This is a genomic window from Patiriisocius sp. Uisw_017, from assembly GCF_047731265.1.
Taxonomy (GTDB): Bacteria; Bacteroidota; Bacteroidia; order Flavobacteriales; family Flavobacteriaceae; genus Patiriisocius.
In genome coordinates this window covers 2,465,371-2,481,422 of record NZ_CP159835.1, presented here as the reverse complement: position 1 = coordinate 2,481,422, position 16,052 = coordinate 2,465,371, and the positions used below count along the sequence as shown (strand labels likewise).

The following is a 16,052-nucleotide window of genomic DNA, read 5'->3' as shown; positions in this document are numbered from 1 at the left end:
TAATCAAATTTTACTGTTTACCCTTTTATTTTTTTTAAAAAACGGTGACAGTGCCTTTATGATCACTTTCATCACTACCTAAAATAAAGTTACATCCCGTAGGACGTATTCTATATAAGTTCCCCCTGTTTTTTAAACGTGACATGATCTCAAATATTTGCGTGTATGACATATACTCAGCGTCAAAAATAAAAAGTGTGTCTTCAAATAAACTGTCCTGTAAAATATTTTTAGAAGACGCTTTTAAATCCAAGTCCATTACTTTAGAAATTTGACCAAATAATTTAAAGTTTTCTGTTAAGACAAAGGCATCGTTAACAATAAAGTCTTTTTCCTTTGCGCTTAAAAACTTGCTTTTAAGTGATGCTAAAGAAACTCCTAAATTAACAGCAAAATTAAAGAAGAAGTTCGTTTTAAAGTGAGTATTATAAAATATCTTCATTGCGCCATAAAACCTACGAAGGTACATAGCGTCTTTAATAGTACTCTCTCCCTTATAATGAAGGGTTGTAACGCCACCAAAGTAATGATTTTGATATCCAGCCAATTCAATTTTATAAGACAAGTCGATATCTTCACCATACATAAAATAAGACTCATCAAACCCTCCAACTTTATTATAAACAGAACGCTTCATCAACATAAAAGCACCCACCAATATAGAAACAGGCCCTTCTGAATTTTTGTTAATTTTTGAAGCGTAATATTGTTTATTAAAACCAATTAATTTTAAAAGTGAAACATTTGGAGTGGGAAGGTTTCGTTTGCTTTCAGGCAAAAAATTACCAGTACCATCCATTAGGTAAACACCCAAAGCACCTAAGTTATCTAAAGATTCTGCATACTTGAGTAAGTCTTTAAACACATTTTCTAAAACTGCAGTGTCTGGATTTAAAATACAAACATACTCCCCCTTAGCCACTGCGACCGCTTGATTATTGGCTTTGCTGAATCCAACATTTTGAGTGTTTTGGATAAGTTGTAAATGCGGAAATTTTTCAAGAACCATTTCGCTACTACCATCCTGAGAATTGTTGTCCACTATAATAATTTCAGCATCTAATCCCTGGGTTGCCCTTAAACAAGTGCGAATGCATTGCTCTAAAAAATAGCGCACATTATAATTTAAAATAACTACCGAAAGTTTCAAGTCTTAGGAGTTTTTAAGTGAGTTTTCAAATGGCACTCGGTTTAATATACTTCTTCCCAACGTAACTTCATCTGCATATTCAAGTTCATCACCTACGGCTATTCCTCTCGCTATTGTTGTGGTAATAATTTCGTAAGGCTCTATTTGTTTAAAAATATAAAAATTTGTGGTATCCCCTTCCATTGTAGAACTTAAGGCAAAAATAAGTTCTTCTATTGTACCGTTTTTCACCTTTTGAACCAGAGAATCTACTGTTAAATCTAAAGGTCCTATGCCCTCCATAGGAGATATTTTACCCCCTAAAACGTGGTAATGCCCGCGATATTGGCTTGTAGCTTCAATTGCCATAACATCCCTAATATCCTCTACAACACACACGATTTTTTCATTTCGGTTATGGCTTGCGCATATTTCGCACAATTCAATATCACTAAGATTGTGGCAGTTTTTGCAAAAATTAATTTGCTCACGCATCGTTAACAAACTGGCAGATAACGCCTCTGTTTGTTGGAGCGGTTGTTTCAAAAGATGAAGCACTAATCTCAATGCCGTTCGCTTACCTATTCCTGGGAGTTGCGACATTTCTGACACTGCATTTTCAAGTAGTTTTGAAGAAAAATCCATTGCTTGCAATATAAAAAAAATGCTTCAAAATTTATATTTCTAAAGCATTCAATATTACATTTATTCAACTTATTGCCTAATCAACTTTTTTGTAACGATTCCAACTGCAGTATTAATTCTAATAAAGTAAATTCCGGCCTTTAATTTAGAAATATCAAGTTGGTATTGTGAGTTTAATTGAACATCCCTTTTGTAAATCATTAATTTTCCACTGGTATCGAAAACTCGAACATCAGCTTCGGTTTGATGTGGTACCTTTATAGTTACTAAAGAAGAAGCAGGATTTGGGACTAAAACAACTTGGCTTTCAGTAATAAAATTAGCTGTTCCCAAATTATCTTCTACTAAAGGTGACGCCCAAAGACCCCGACCGTAAGTAGCAGCATATAGTGTATTTGTGGTATTATTGATTTCTAATTCGTTTATAATTACATTGGGCAGGTTGGTGTTATAAGGTTGCCAGTCTTCAAGCATATTATCTATATAATAAATCCCATAGTCCATTCCTAAGTACAAACCGTCTTGTCCGTTATCATCCCAAGCTAATGCAAGTGCTGAAAAATTAGGCAAATTCTTTTTGTAGCTTATCCAAGAATCTCCACCATCATTAGAAATAAACACACTATTATTACTAGAAGTTGCTACCGCTATTTTGTTAGCATCTGTAGGATGAATAGCAATGCTATTAACAAACCCTCCTGGAGTACTAATTTGTTCCCAGTCTGTCGCGCCAGCATCTGTAGTTTTATAAAACCTAAACTCTCTTGCCAAATACATAACTTGATTGTTAGAATTTGCAATTTTTATATGATCTATATCCGTTCCAAATTGCTGAGAAACGGCTGTCCAGCTAGTTCCATTATCGTTAGATCTATACACCCTGTCATAGCCCACATATAATCTATCATTCACTGTAGGGTCCTGTTCCATAGGTGTAACCCATTCCCCTTGATCGGGTGTATTTATTCCTGAAACATTTACTCCTTGATTGGTAGTCCGATACATATTGCCAAATTGAATCATCCCAAACATTGTGTCAGGATCTGATTTGCTTACAAAACCTTCCATACCATCTGCACCAACCCAATCTCTCCATCCTGTGTCCTGCGTATAAAACGAACTCCCATTATCTTGAGATCCACCAGTAATGACAACATCTTGAGTTTGAGAGACTCCTATGCGGTACCATTGTCGAATCCCCATTCCTATAGAAATATGTTCAAAATAATTAGCGGTTAAGTTTTGTGTGTCTTCAGCTTTATAAAAACCTCCATCAGTTCCTACAAAAAGTGTGCTTCCTCTAAAACCAATGACATCCACATCTGCATGACAATATCCTATATTTTGGTTTGCGGCGTCATTAATTAACCAGTTTGAAGTACACGTAAATGAGACTCCACCGTCTAAAGAACGCCAAGTTTGAATTCCAGCAATATGAACTTCATTTATATTATTTGGATTTACATCTATATCCATATCTCTAGGAGCTTGACCCCTATTATCATTTCCTGTTGTGCTGTACCCAAAATAATTATTTGATCCTTGATCTAATTCGGTAAATAGATCTCCATCATTATCTGATCTATATATTCCGCCAAAAACTCCTGAATCTGATTGTATTACATACACTACATTTGGGTCGTCTTGGGACACTCCCATCATTTGAGCGTCTGCAGAAGGGATTGCCAGCGTTGTAAAATCTACTCCGCCATTGATTGACTTATGAACTTGTCTTCCTGAAACATAAACTACTTGCGTATCACCTGGTTTAAACGTTATGTCAAAACCACGATCATCATTTGTGATTTGTGTCCAAGAACTTCCAGCATCTTCTGAGCGATAAATTCCTTCATAGCTAGCTGTCGCAAAAAGAATGTCTGGGAAGTCCGGATTTACTACTATTTTATTTATTGAAGAATTCCCAATACTCCCAATAGCGTTCCAAGTAGCGCCTGCGTCTAATGATTTAAAAACCAATCCATTTCTTGATCCAAAATAATACACCATACTATTGGTTGGATCTATCGTTACTGAATACACATATAAATTTGAAAAGTAATCTCCTAAAGGTTGCCAAGTAGCTCCTCCATCTAATGTTTTCCATACGCCGCCCGTTTCTGCGCCAACAATAATATGATCGATATCATCCTCAGCTATAGAAAAGCCTGTTATTCTTCCTAAACCAGGGCTCCAAGAGCTTAAATTATTGTAATTAAAAGGGCCTAACTCTTCCCAATTATCCAAAAGAGAAGCTCTACTAGCTGCTGTTTCGTTTAAATAAGAGTTATAACGTGTTAACTCTTGCATGTTTTCAAGATCTGTGTTTAAAAATCCATCTTCGTTTTGTAGCCGCAACGCATTGTATTCCCAACGCTTATAATGTTTGTATCCAGAACCTTTTCCTTTGTCTATATTTTCAAAATAAGCTTCAGCGCTTGTTATTACTTCAGATACTGGATAGTTTCCAGCATCTATCATTTCTTTGTATTCTTGTGCATTCAGGGTATTACCCATGCCGAGAAAGCATACCAAACTTAGGAAGAGATATTTCATTTTAGGTATTTTTTTTAAACAGAATTTCAAAATTAATAAAAACTTAAAAGCTAGTATGTTAAAAAATGTACTTTTACATCTCATAAAAATCTACTTTTACAAGGTATGCAACCATTACAAATCATAGGACTCATTGCTAGTTACTTCGGGTTATTATTATTTATATCTTATCTCACAAACAGGGGCGGCAGCAATGATGATTTCTTTAAGGCAGGGAAACAATCGCCTTGGTATTTAGTTGCTTTTGGAATGATTGGCGCCTCCTTGAGTGGGGTTACTTTTATTTCGGTTCCCGGTGCGGTAGCTGACAATAGTTTTGGGTATTTCCAAGTGGTATTGGGTTATACCATTGGATATGCAGTGATAGGATTGGTTTTACTCCCCCTCTATTACCGTCTTAATCTTACGTCCATCTACACTTATTTAGAAGGTCGTTTTGGGGTAGCGTCCTATAAAACAGGTGCATCCTTCTTTTTACTTTCCAGAATTGTGGGCGCGAGTTTTAGATTGTATCTCGTAGCAATTGTTTTGCAGGATTTAGTGTTTGATAAGATACCGTTTTTTGGAATGGACGGCGTACCGTTTTGGGTAACCGTTTCGATTACTATTTTATTAATATGGCTCTATACTTTTAAAAGCGGAATTAAAACCATTGTTTGGACAGATACCTTACAAACACTTTTTATGTTAGTCGCATTGGGCGCAGGAATCTATTATGTTTCTGAAGGACTTGGAATTTCTGGGATTGGTATTGTTCATACGATTGCTGAAAGTGATTTATCACAAATTTTCTTTTTTGACGATTATAAAAGCGGAAACTACTTCTTTAAACAATTTATAAGTGGTGCTTTTATCGCCATTGTTATGACTGGTTTAGATCAAGATATGATGCAGAAAAACCTCACCTGCCGAAACTTAAAAGATGCACAAAAAAACATGTTTTGGTTTACGATTGTACTCACCATTGTAAATCTCATTTTCTTAGGTCTTGGACTCTTATTAACCTTGTATGCACAGCAAGAAGGTATGGATGCTGTTAAAGACAAATTATTCTCTACCATTGCTGTAGACGGTGGTTTGGGAATTGGCCTCGCTGTTTTCTTTTTATTAGGGCTCATTGCAGCGGCATATTCTAGTGCAGATAGTGCGCTCACTTCATTAACTACTTCTTTTAGTATTGATATTCTAAACATAGAGAAAAAACACACTAAAGCAGATCAAATAAAAATAAGAAAGAAAGTACACATCGCCATGTCCTTTGTATTACTCTTTGTTATTGTGTTTTTTAATTATGTAATTGGGGATGCTTCTGTAATTACCAAGCTGTTTACGTTTGCTGGATATACCTATGGACCTTTACTTGGTTTGTATGCATTTGGTTTATTTTCAAAAGCAAAAGTGAAAGATAAATGGGTGCCTTTAGTAGCTATTGCAGCACCCCTTTTAGGGTTTGTAATTAGTTATTATAGCAACACTCTATTTGGATTTGAATTCAAATTTTCGATCCTTATCCTCAATGGATTCTTAACCTTACTTGGATTGGTATTGATTCGTGCCAAGGAGGACTAAAGTACAAGCAACTTCACTTTCTATATGATGTGATGAAAGCAAGGAATAAAATTCAGGATTTTCGGTTCCGGGATTAAAGATGACTCTTTTTGGGTTTAAGGAAATAATGTAATCGTAATATTCCGCTTGTCTTTGCGGATTTAAATATAAAGTAACGGTATCAATGCCCTTGAATGGGATTTTTTCTGTTTCGATAGGTATTCCCGCAACTTCTCCTTTTCGCAATCCTAAAGCGACCACAGGATGTTTGTTTAAGGTTAATCTATTGATAGCAATATTTGAATACCGGGTGGGTTTAAGGCTAGCGCCAATAACGAGTGTTTTCTTCATATTTTTAATCCTAAAAACTACTTGTTAGTAGTTATAGGACGCTATTTTAATTTAATTAAAAACAAAGTACACATCAAGCCTATTTATTTTTCAGAATAAAATGTTAAATAAAAAATGTGGTGTAACACTTCGAGCCATGTGCCGTCTATATTATAGAAATGTTTCTACTTTATTGCGATGAATTTTACGTTGATGGTTAGTGTTAATAGTTGCAATAAAGTTAAGTCCCCAGAACTCTAGATTTTGGGGACTCTTTTTATCTTTCAAAAACTTTTTTGAAAAAAGTTGATTTCCCCGAAGCGGGAATGTCTCGTCTTCGATTTAGATTTAGATTTAATTTTGTTTTGTTTTTATTTGCCCCCCTTCAAGAGCAAAGTGGACTTTTGATTTCTACAACGAAATGTTATTTAAAAGTTAAAATAAAACATTACTGAAACGTTTTCTACTTTTCAATCGTCTCTACTTTAAATGACCTAAAAGAATTTTATAATTATTTGAATTAGCCTTCTTCGATTTTAAGACTTTATATTTAGGTTTGTTTAAGTTTAAGCACCCTTCAAAACTAAGAATTTGAGGGGTGCTTTTTTATGAAATATACCCAGTATTGGGTATGTAGGATTTTGAGTAGTTCATATAGCTTTACAAAACTCTAATTATACTGATATGAAAGATTTAAAAAGTGAATGGCTCGAATTTATAAGCAGATTGCTAATTGATTTTTTTAATAAATATCATTGATTTTCGGTTTTGGATTGTTTGTAGTTTAGCAGAAAAGTCGCTCTTAAAAAAAGGGCGACTTTTTATTTTAGCGTTTATACCCTCTAATGGGTATTTTTGGGTTTATAATATTGTTTAAGTTTAGGGTATATCGTTAAAACCTTAACGAAATGAAAACAACTAAAACCAATTTTCGAATATTAAAATGTATCGCACTAGTTGCAGTAGTATTTTTTTATAACTGTAGTGAAGATGATGAATCTACCATAATACCAGATTTAGAAGACCTACTTGAAATACTAGCTGTTGAAAGAACCGAAGCCATAGCAACCTTAACTAGTAACAATAATGGTACTTGGAAAATTAATCAAGCATCTCTAATCATTAACGGTACTACCATAGACATATCTTCTAACTTTAATGTAGTAGATGATGAATTTGTGTTTTCAGGCACTATTGATAATGGCATCCTAGTTTGGAAACCTAGTAATGCCATAAATCTCGAAGGCACATCGTCACAAGAAACCTTATTAGATTATTATCTTGAGCCAGTAGTTTCTACATTCTCATTTGATGAAAACAGTAGCTCAAACTTAACTTCGCTGGATGGAGCTTTTATTTTTCAAATAAATGATGACAATACTATAAGTGGCATCATTAGCACTTCTGGAAGAAGCCAAATGGCAGGCACCATGACTGTTCTTTTAACTCCAAAAACAACTATAGATTACCGCACGCTTCCCAGTTCTGGGCTCAATTTTTCCTTGGTGACCAGCATATTCGATGAAAGCAATTTTACTGGTGAAACTCCGGGTGGAATGATAGGGAGTTATAGCGACAATAGTTTATTCTTAGCTTCAAGAAACGATGCTACACCTAGCGGTACCGCTGAACAAATTTTAAAATACGATCTAACTAATAATAATTGGACAACAAGTCTTTACCCTCAAAGTCAATTTATTACCAAACGTTTAAATATTATTAATAATGAACTAATTGTATTTGGTGGGCAAATAGTAACCACCTACCCTTTAAACCCAAATGGCACTCCCACTAGCGAGTTTACTCACGATTTAGGGCTCACTCGTTTTGGTTTTGCCGTACAGGGAGACTCTGGTTATATTGTTGGTAATAGTGTTGATGATATGGGTCCTGCTCTAGTTCGCAGCTACGATTACACCACAAATCAAATTTCTAATATTACCACCTTACCATCACCTAGAGTTTATGGTGCTTCTGAGATAGTAAACGGGGAGCTATTTGTATTTGGGGGACGTACTTATTTTCCAGCTAGTCTTTATACAGATCTAGATGGCGAGTGTTTTAAAGTAGATTTAGCTACCGGAAACATTTCGAGTTTTAACATGCCACAAGTAGCGACCATGAGTTATGCGGCAAGATTAGAAAATTTAATTATTGTAGGATATGAAACAAGAACAGATGATGATGGTGACGGCGATATAGGGCAAGACAATCGTACCGTGCACTTTGCTGTGTATAATACGCTAGATAATTCGTTTACTGAGATATCTCATAATCTTGACGATAGTGATATGTTCTCATCGATCCACGCGATAACGATTTTTAACAATAAATTATATGCGGTATTGGCTGCTCCTACAGGAACACAAATTGAATTAAAAATTTTATCAGCACCACTCGAATAGCGGGCAATCTATTTGTAAAACAAAAGAGTCGCCATTAGAAAATGGCAACTCTTTTATTTTTTCTATCCTAGATCAAAATTAGTAGTAGTAGTAGTAGTAGTAGAGAAAAACTAGTTACCACTTTATAACCACACTTCCCCAAGTAAAACCGCTACCAAATGCAGCTAGGACAACAAGATCACCTTCTTTTATTTTTCCTGTTTCCCAAGCTTCAGATAAAGCTATTGGGATTGAGGCTGCTGTGGTGTTTCCGTATTTTTGGATATTATTAAACACTTTTTCGTCCGGCACCTTCATTTTGTGCTGGATGTATTGCGAGATTCGCAAATTGGCCTGATGCGGAATAAACATATCAATATCTTGGGTGGTTAAATTATTTGCTTCCAGTCCTTCCATAATCACTTGACTAAACCTAACCACCGCATGTTTAAAAACAAACTGGCCGTTCATATATGGATAATAAGGGATATTTTCTTGATCGTTTTCAGTAATTATTTCTGGCACCCAATGTTGTGTCGTAGGGCCTTGCAATGCTAATTCGTCTTTGTGTTTTCCTTCACTGTGCAGGTGCGTCGATAAAATTCCGCCCTCATTAGATTCGTTTCTAGAAACAACCACGGCTCCTGCCCCATCCCCAAAAATAACCGAAACACCTCTTCCGCGTGTTGTAAAATCCAAGCCACCACTGTGATTTTCGCTACCAACGACTAACACGTGCTTGTACATTCCTGTTTTTATAAATTGGTCTGCTACAGAGAGTGAATATACGAAACCACTGCATTGGTTTCTTACATCCAGTGCGGGTATTGTGCGCATCCCCATCATTTCTTGCACCTGCACGCCTCCTCCAGGAAAATACATATCTGGGCTCAAGGTTGCAAACACAATCATATCGATATCTTCTGGCTTGAGTCCTGCACGTTCTAATGCGATTCTTGAAGCTTTTACACCCATTATAGAAGTGGAGTTGCCATCGCCTTTTTTAATGTGACGTCGTTCTTTAATACCTGTGCGCTCTTCTATCCAAGCATCATTGGTATCCATCAATTTAGACAGATCCTCGTTGGTTACTATATTTTCAGGAACGTAATGTCCAACTCCCGTAATTTTTGAGGAATACATAATTTTTAGATTTTTTTCGTCGGCAAAGATACTGAATTCGGAAACTGAGTTCCTAAAACTAAGAAACTATCGCTATGCGTGCATAGTAAACCTTTTAGTTTACAAGCAAACTAAAAGGTACATCTCAAAAAAAATTAAATTACAAATACCTAAAAAACTGATTATTATGTGATCACTTCTACAAATATCCTCTTGGTTTTGTGCCTTTCTCTCATTCGCGGCTCTTTTACTAGGGGCGGGTCAAAGAGGAGCACGCTGCCGGAAAAATAATGCGTTTGAGCGCTTCCTTTTGAAGAACGCCCTCCTTATCCATTGCGGAGGAACTAGTGGTATGCTTGGCTTGGTGCGCAACGATAATTTTATCATAAAACCAATCCCCAACCATAGCAAATCCCTAAACTATTCCCTATTTTTAAAGAAAAATCAATCAAAATGAAAAAACTCACCGCAGTATTGGTATTCCTTTTTATTGTTACACTCGCAGTTGCACAAGACAATACGGGCTATCAACAACCACCGCAACAAATACTAGATCTCGTAGATGCATCCACGGCGCCTTCTGTATTACTGGATGATGTGGGCGAAAATGTTGTGATGTTGTATCGCGATGCCTACAAAAGCATTAATGAACTTTCTGAAACCGAATTGCGCCTTGGAGGCCTTCGTATCAATCCAAAAACTAACATTGGGAGTCGCACCAATTATTGGAACAACATCAAAGTTAAAAAAGCAACAGATGCAACTGCAAAACAGATCTCGGGATTGCCGGAAAATCCTCGACTTTCCAACTTTTCTTGGTCTCCCAATGAAAAAATGATTGCTTGCCTCAATACCACTTCGGCAGGTGCTGAAGTTTGGATTCTAGACCTGGAGAAAGCCGTTGTAAAAAAAGTAACTCCAGCCAGTGTAAATGCGAATATGGGCGATGCCATCAATTGGTTTAAAGACAATAATGCAATGTTAGTAAAAATGCTTCCTGCCTCGAGAAGTACTATAATTAATACTGCGGAAGCGGTGCCAACAGGTCCCACCATTTCGGTTAGTGACGGCGCAAAAGCACAAAACAGAACCTATCAAGATTTATTAAAAAATCCCAACGATGAAGCCAATTTTGAAACCTTGGCCTATTCAGAATTAAAGAAGGTGAGTATTGGTGGTATGGTTTCAGATTTCTTACCGAAAGCAATGTACCGCAACATTAGCTTTTCGCCTGACGGAAGCTATGTGATGGTTTCTGAAATTCAACGACCGTTTTCTTATTTGGTACCGTATACTAGATTTCCGTACAAAGAAATTATCTACGACAAGAGCGGAAAGAACTTACAAACGGTAAACGAAGTTCCTTTAGACGAAGTACGCCCCAAAGGATTTATGGCAACCCGAACTGGAAAGCGCAATTTTTCTTGGAGGGCAGACAAGCCTTCCTCCTTAGTTTATACAGAAGCTCAAGATGGTGGTGATCCTGAAACTAAAGTGGATTACCGTGACATCATGTATGAATTACAAGCTCCTTTTACAGGCAGTGGCGACCAAATTTTAAAAACAATAAACAGGTTTAGCGGTATTACTTGGGGGAATGATAACACCGCTGTAGCATACGATTATTGGTGGAATGACCGAAACACAAAAACCTACTTATTCAACCCTTCTAATGGAGGAAAAGAGGCTAAAATAATAAGCGATCGCAACTACCAAGATCAATACAGTGATCCAGGAGATTTTGTAACCAAAAGAAACAAATACAATCGCTACGTATTAGAGATGAATGGCGACAATGCTTATTTAATGGGTGATGGTTATTCTGAAGAAGGACAATTTCCTTTTATTGACGAATACAATGTAACGACGGAAAAGACAAACCGCATTTACCAGACTCGCTATACCGATAAAAAAGAGCGTTTATATGATGCGATCGATATGAAAAAAGGAAAAATATTGGTGCGTATCGAATCTAAAAATGAATACCCTAATTACTATTTTAGAGACATTAACAAGAAGGAAGCGCTCACGCCAGTTACCTCTTTTGAAAACCCTTATAAGAGTTTACAAGATGTACATAAAGAAGTGATTGCTTATAAAAGAGCCGATGGTTTGCAATTAGAAGGAACGCTGTATCTTCCTGTAGGATACGACAGAGAGAAGAAAGAAAAAATGCCGATGATTTTATGGGCCTACCCGCGCGAGTTTAAAGACAAAAATAGCGCCTCTCAAAGCACCTCCAACCCTAACGAATTTATCTACCCTTATTACGGGAGCCCTATTTACTGGGTAACCAGAGGCTATGTAGTGTTAGATGATGCTGCATTCCCTATTGTGGGCGAAGGTGATGAACAACCTAATGACACTTTTAGAAAACAATTAGTAGGCAACGCAAAAGCTGCTATTGATGCGGTGGACAGTTTAGGCTATATTGATCGCACACGCGTGGGCGTGGGTGGTCATAGCTACGGTGCCTTTATGGTGGCTAACCTGCTAAGCCACAGTGATCTTTTTGCAGCAGGGATTGCAAGAAGTGGTGCCTATAATAGGACCTTAACGCCTTTTGGTTTTCAAAGTGAAGAACGCAGCTATTGGGACTCACCAGAAACTTATAACACGATGTCGCCCTTTATGCACGCAGACAAAATGAAAACTCCGTTACTTTTAGTTCACGGCGAAGCAGACAATAACAGCGGTACCTACCCCCTGCAAAGCGAACGTTACTTTAACGCTCTAAAAGGTTTAGGCGCGCCTGCGAGATTGGTAATGCTTCCTAAAGAAAGCCATGGCTACCGCGCTAAAGAAAGTATTTTACACTTATTATGGGAACAAGATACGTGGTTGGAGAAATATGTAAAGAATAAAAATAGTTTGAATCTGAAGGTTAGTGAGGAGATAAAAAAGTAGTGCAAAATTTTGTAGTATAAGTTTTGACATTGTGTGTTACGGCTCCAGTTTTAGAAAATCTAGTGGGCTACGGGTATTTATGACGCTTTGGTTTGAAACTTTTGTATAGACTAGTGTTGTTTTTATATTTGTATGCCCCAATAAATTTTGGATAATTCTCAAATTCGTACCTGCATCTAGAAGATGGGTAGCATAGGAGTGTCTTAAATTATGGCAGGTTACCTTTTTGCGAATTCTCGCTCTTTTGCAACTCGCATTGAATACGGCACGCAAAGAACCTGAGGAATACATCCCGCCCTTTTGGCCTTCAAACAAATACAGTTTAGGTTTATACGCTACATAATAGGCTCTAATTATAGGTTTTAAAGAATCTGGATAAGGTACTACCCTATCTTTGCGTCCTTTAGCTTGGGCTATAAAAACACAGTTTCTATTTTTATCGAAATCTGCAATTTTTAAATGTATTAATTCTCCACTTCGCAATCCTAAACTATAAACGGTAGCCAACATTGCTTTGTGCTTTAGGTTTATGGTTTTGTTTATAATGGTCGTGACCTCTTCTAGAGATAAAATTTGAGGGAGTGTTTGTTGAGGTGCCCGAGGTTGTAATTTTTGAAAATCTACCTCGCGACTGTGCATTTCTTTGAGATATAATTTAATAGCGCTCAATAATTGCTTTTGAGTTGTATAAACGTAACTTTTTTTAAGAATAAATTCTCCAATCTTTTGAAATAAGTAATAATCTTCTAGCCTTTCCATCGGTATTTTATGGCCTAGAAACTCTTGAAAAACCTTTAAAAGCCCTATATACGCAATACTTGTATTGTCACTGTATCTTTTTATTTTAAGCAAGGTGTTAAAATCTTGAAACATACGTATATTTTTAAATTAATAAAAACTCTAAACTACATTATTTTTTGAGATAAATCGCTGTATTCCCTTGATATTATTGAGGTTATTATTAACTTGCGCTTATACACTAGTTGTATGCAATGTAAAAAACAAAACGAATGAACCCTTTATTACTATTTGAAAAGTGGTTTTCTGAAGAAAAGAAACTCAACAATTTAAAACTACCATCTGCCTGTTGTTTATCTACTACTGGATTAGATGGTTACCCAAACTCTCGATTTGTTTCCTTAAAAGAGATTGCAAATGATTCATTTGTAATTACAGGACCTTTGAATTCAAGAAAAGGTAATGAAGTTACAAATAGCCCAAAGGCTGCCTTAACATTTTGGTGGACTTCAACAGAAAGACAAATTAGAATCCAAGGAGATGTGTCAAAAATTTCTAAACCTAATGCTGAAATTTACTTTGAACAAAGAAATAGGGATTCTAAAATTGTATCTACCGTTTTTGAGCAGGGAAAAAAAGTTCAAAGTATTGCACATTTGCAAAATTTTTTTGATAAACAAAAAGTAGAATTAGAAAACCACGAAATTAAATGTCCTAAAAATTGGGGTGGTATTTATATCAAACCTATTAGGATAGAATTTATGGAGTTTAAAAAGAGTAGACTACACGAAAGAAAATTATACGAACAAGTTGATAACGAATGGGAAATGATAATACTGCAGCCCTAAACTTTTTCTATGGGTAAAAAGATTGCATACATAACAGACATTCATTTAGATGAAAAATTTCCAATAGACCAAGGGGTTAATACTCGAAAAAATTGGAAAACTATACTTAATGACCTTTCTTCGAAAAACATTGATGAAATCATATTTGGAGGAGATATTGGCGAAAAAACAGCAAATAAATGGTTTTTTGAATCTTTACAGAGCTATAGTCTCGCCATTACTTTAGGGAATCACGATTACTATAATGAAGTTATAAAACATTATAATTTAGGAGTAATTGAAAAACAAACCGAATTGTATTATAGCCAAGAGCGTGATTATTATAAATGTATATTCTTAGATTCAAGTTCAGGATCAATTAGCCCAGAACAATTTGATTGGTTTAAAGAGGAGCTTGTAACTACTAAAAATATTGCTCTCTTTATTCATCACCCTATTTTGAGTATTGACGCTGAAGTAGACAAACAATTTGCATTAAAAGAACGGAATAAAATAAAAATCGAATTACTGAATTTAGAAAATGATGTTAGTATTTTCTGTGGACATTATCATTTTGAAGATGAAAGAAGTAATGGTAATATTCGGCAATATATTACACCTGCTAGCTCTTATCAAGTGGAGAAAATACCAAATGAAATCAAAGTTAACAATGACACTTTTGGATACAGAACTATTGAACTAAATAAAAAAGAAATTAATACAGAATTGGTGATTTTTGATTCAATGTAAAAACACTGCATACAACAATGGCTATAATTAATACGGGTTTTTGTGCTTAATCCAAAGTTTAGAGCTTTAAACGAAGTCCGCCAAATCTTTTGATTTGGCTTTAAAATAAAAAAGATAAAACAAAATAAAAAGATTTGGCTAAGTGATTAATCGAAAGTTCACTACTTTTAATTCCCGTACTAACCATAGCCGAGCCGTTGTAAAACATTTGAAAAAAACAATCGTCATATTAATTTTAACTCTGATTTCGTTGATTTCGGAGAGTTGCGGAGAAGTTGTAAAAACTACTTTCGGTAATCATATGGTTTATGTTTTCATTTCAGACGATAACATTAAAGAAAGAGAATATTTGTTGTCAAAAGAAATAAGAACGGAAGTGATTAAATACACTTATGAATACGAGGTGGATAATGATAAAAATCTCGAATTCACCTATTTTCCAAAATCCAATCGGCTGAATTTTGGAGCGGATGAATTTGAAGAAACTGAAGGTGCTGAATTTATGATTGATACGATATCAAAAGCTAAATTCAAAAAGTTTCATTCGACAAATACGGCAACTGATGTAACTCAACCTATTTTTTTTAACGAAGATTACGGAATTTTAGCAATTGGTAATGTAATGGCACCAACAATTGTATTTTTACCTTACAAATCTGATTTAAAAACTGCTAAAGGAATTTTTGATATGACGCTTAGATGATGCGATATATAAATAATTACATCGCAGAAAACCCAATAATTTCGGGAATAATATTTATCTTAATTGCGATGATATTATTAGCTTGGCGGATTTATGAAAAGGATACGTTTCGAATGAAAGATTATTCGATTTTCAATTGGAAATCTTTGGTAAATTCTTGGGCGGTAATTCTTATGCTGATTATTGGCGGAATATTTTTGATAATAAGAAACGTGTGAGAAAAACGTTTTACAACAACGTATAAAAACAATAGGGCAATTGGTGTTTAACCCAATGTTCAAAACACTTTTCGAGGTCGCCAAATTTTTAAATTTGGCTTATTTAAAAGAAAAGATAATAAGTAAAATTTAAAAATTCGGCTTGTGTTCAACCGAATGGTTCGTGCGTTTTTTCCGCCCTACTGTTCTTATACAATT

General features: G+C 35.5%; 12 protein-coding genes. 6 read left to right on the top strand and 6 right to left on the bottom strand.

Translation table 11 applies throughout. The features are described 5' to 3' along the window. Positions 1–34: 34 nt before the first annotated feature. The 3 genes from ABXT67_RS11370 to ABXT67_RS11360 all read right to left on the bottom strand — a co-directional run bounded on the left by ABXT67_RS11370 (position 35) and on the right by ABXT67_RS11360 (position 4,327). Positions 35–1,150, bottom strand: a complete 1,116-nt coding sequence (locus tag ABXT67_RS11370; RefSeq protein WP_415374127.1) for a glycosyltransferase family 2 protein — start codon at positions 1,148–1,150, stop codon at positions 35–37. 3 nt (positions 1,151–1,153) lie between these two features. Then, on the bottom strand, positions 1,154–1,774 hold the full coding sequence (recR, locus tag ABXT67_RS11365; protein ID WP_415374125.1) for a recombination mediator RecR: 621 nt from the start codon (positions 1,772–1,774) through the stop codon (positions 1,154–1,156). A 69-nt stretch (positions 1,775–1,843) separates the two neighbouring features. Continuing rightward, a complete protein-coding gene (locus tag ABXT67_RS11360; protein WP_415374123.1) occupies positions 1,844–4,327 on the bottom strand; it encodes a VPS10 domain-containing protein in 2,484 nt (827 codons plus the stop codon). Positions 4,328–4,432: 105 nt separating this feature from the next. Between ABXT67_RS11360 and ABXT67_RS11355 the strand changes: the two genes are divergently transcribed. After that, a complete protein-coding gene (locus ABXT67_RS11355; protein WP_415374121.1) occupies positions 4,433–5,896 on the top strand; it encodes a sodium:solute symporter in 1,464 nt (487 codons plus the stop codon). Here ABXT67_RS11355 and ABXT67_RS11350 read toward each other — a convergent pair. After that, on the bottom strand, positions 5,858–6,226 hold the full coding sequence (locus ABXT67_RS11350; protein WP_415374120.1) for a CoA-binding protein: 369 nt from the start codon (positions 6,224–6,226) through the stop codon (positions 5,858–5,860). The genes ABXT67_RS11355 and ABXT67_RS11350 overlap by 39 nt on opposite strands. 887 nt (positions 6,227–7,113) lie before the next feature. On the opposite strand from ABXT67_RS11350, the gene ABXT67_RS11345 reads away from it, so the two are divergent. After that, positions 7,114–8,610 (top strand): hypothetical protein, encoded by a 1,497-nt coding sequence (locus tag ABXT67_RS11345; RefSeq protein WP_415374118.1) that lies wholly within the window; start codon positions 7,114–7,116, stop codon positions 8,608–8,610. A 114-nt stretch (positions 8,611–8,724) separates the two neighbouring features. Here the strand turns inward: ABXT67_RS11345 and ABXT67_RS11340 are convergent, their stop codons facing one another. Next, a complete protein-coding gene (locus ABXT67_RS11340) occupies positions 8,725–9,732 on the bottom strand; it encodes a 3-oxoacyl-ACP synthase III family protein (RefSeq protein WP_415374116.1) in 1,008 nt (335 codons plus the stop codon). 432 nt (positions 9,733–10,164) lie between these two features. Here ABXT67_RS11340 and ABXT67_RS11335 point away from each other — a divergent pair, with 432 nt between their 5' ends. Continuing rightward, positions 10,165–12,618 carry an alpha/beta hydrolase family protein gene (locus ABXT67_RS11335; protein WP_415374115.1) on the top strand — a complete coding sequence of 818 codons (2,454 nt, stop codon included), beginning with the start codon at positions 10,165–10,167 and terminating at the stop codon, positions 12,616–12,618. Positions 12,619–12,654: 36 nt separating this feature from the next. Here ABXT67_RS11335 and ABXT67_RS11330 read toward each other — a convergent pair whose 3' ends face one another. After that, entirely contained in the window at positions 12,655–13,491 is an 837-nt protein-coding gene (locus ABXT67_RS11330; RefSeq protein ID WP_415374114.1) for a tyrosine-type recombinase/integrase, read from the bottom strand. 137 nt (positions 13,492–13,628) lie between these two features. Between ABXT67_RS11330 and ABXT67_RS11325 the strand changes: the two genes are divergently transcribed. From ABXT67_RS11325 to ABXT67_RS11315, 3 genes are all read left to right on the top strand, one after another. Beyond that, a complete protein-coding gene (locus ABXT67_RS11325) occupies positions 13,629–14,204 on the top strand; it encodes a pyridoxal 5'-phosphate synthase (RefSeq protein ID WP_415374112.1) in 576 nt (191 codons plus the stop codon). 9 nt (positions 14,205–14,213) lie between these two features. After that, positions 14,214–14,933 carry a metallophosphoesterase family protein gene (locus ABXT67_RS11320; RefSeq protein WP_415374111.1) on the top strand — a complete coding sequence of 240 codons (720 nt, stop codon included), beginning with the start codon at positions 14,214–14,216 and terminating at the stop codon, positions 14,931–14,933. A 208-nt stretch (positions 14,934–15,141) separates the two neighbouring features. Continuing rightward, positions 15,142–15,636: a hypothetical protein gene (locus tag ABXT67_RS11315; protein ID WP_415374110.1), complete on the top strand. Its 495-nt coding sequence runs from the start codon at positions 15,142–15,144 to the stop codon at positions 15,634–15,636. The last annotated feature ends 416 nt before the right edge of the window (positions 15,637–16,052 follow it).

Bases quoted from the DNA above. Each gene is read 5' to 3' on its own strand.
- ABXT67_RS11345 (WP_415374118.1), top strand. From the start codon at position 7,114: ATGAAAACAACTAAAACCAATTTTCGAATATTAAAATGTATCGCACTA.
- ABXT67_RS11355 (WP_415374121.1), top strand. From the start codon at position 4,433: ATGCAACCATTACAAATCATAGGACTCATTGCTAGTTACTTCGGGTTA.
- ABXT67_RS11335 (WP_415374115.1), top strand. From the start codon at position 10,165: ATGAAAAAACTCACCGCAGTATTGGTATTCCTTTTTATTGTTACACTC.
- ABXT67_RS11320 (WP_415374111.1), top strand. From the start codon at position 14,214: ATGGGTAAAAAGATTGCATACATAACAGACATTCATTTAGATGAAAAA.
- ABXT67_RS11360 (WP_415374123.1), bottom strand. From the start codon at position 4,327: ATGAAATATCTCTTCCTAAGTTTGGTATGCTTTCTCGGCATGGGTAAT.
- ABXT67_RS11330 (WP_415374114.1), bottom strand. From the start codon at position 13,491: ATGTTTCAAGATTTTAACACCTTGCTTAAAATAAAAAGATACAGTGAC.
- ABXT67_RS11340 (WP_415374116.1), bottom strand. From the start codon at position 9,732: ATGTATTCCTCAAAAATTACGGGAGTTGGACATTACGTTCCTGAAAAT.
- ABXT67_RS11325 (WP_415374112.1), top strand. From the start codon at position 13,629: ATGAACCCTTTATTACTATTTGAAAAGTGGTTTTCTGAAGAAAAGAAA.
- ABXT67_RS11350 (WP_415374120.1), bottom strand. From the start codon at position 6,226: ATGAAGAAAACACTCGTTATTGGCGCTAGCCTTAAACCCACCCGGTAT.
- recR (WP_415374125.1), bottom strand. From the start codon at position 1,774: ATGGATTTTTCTTCAAAACTACTTGAAAATGCAGTGTCAGAAATGTCG.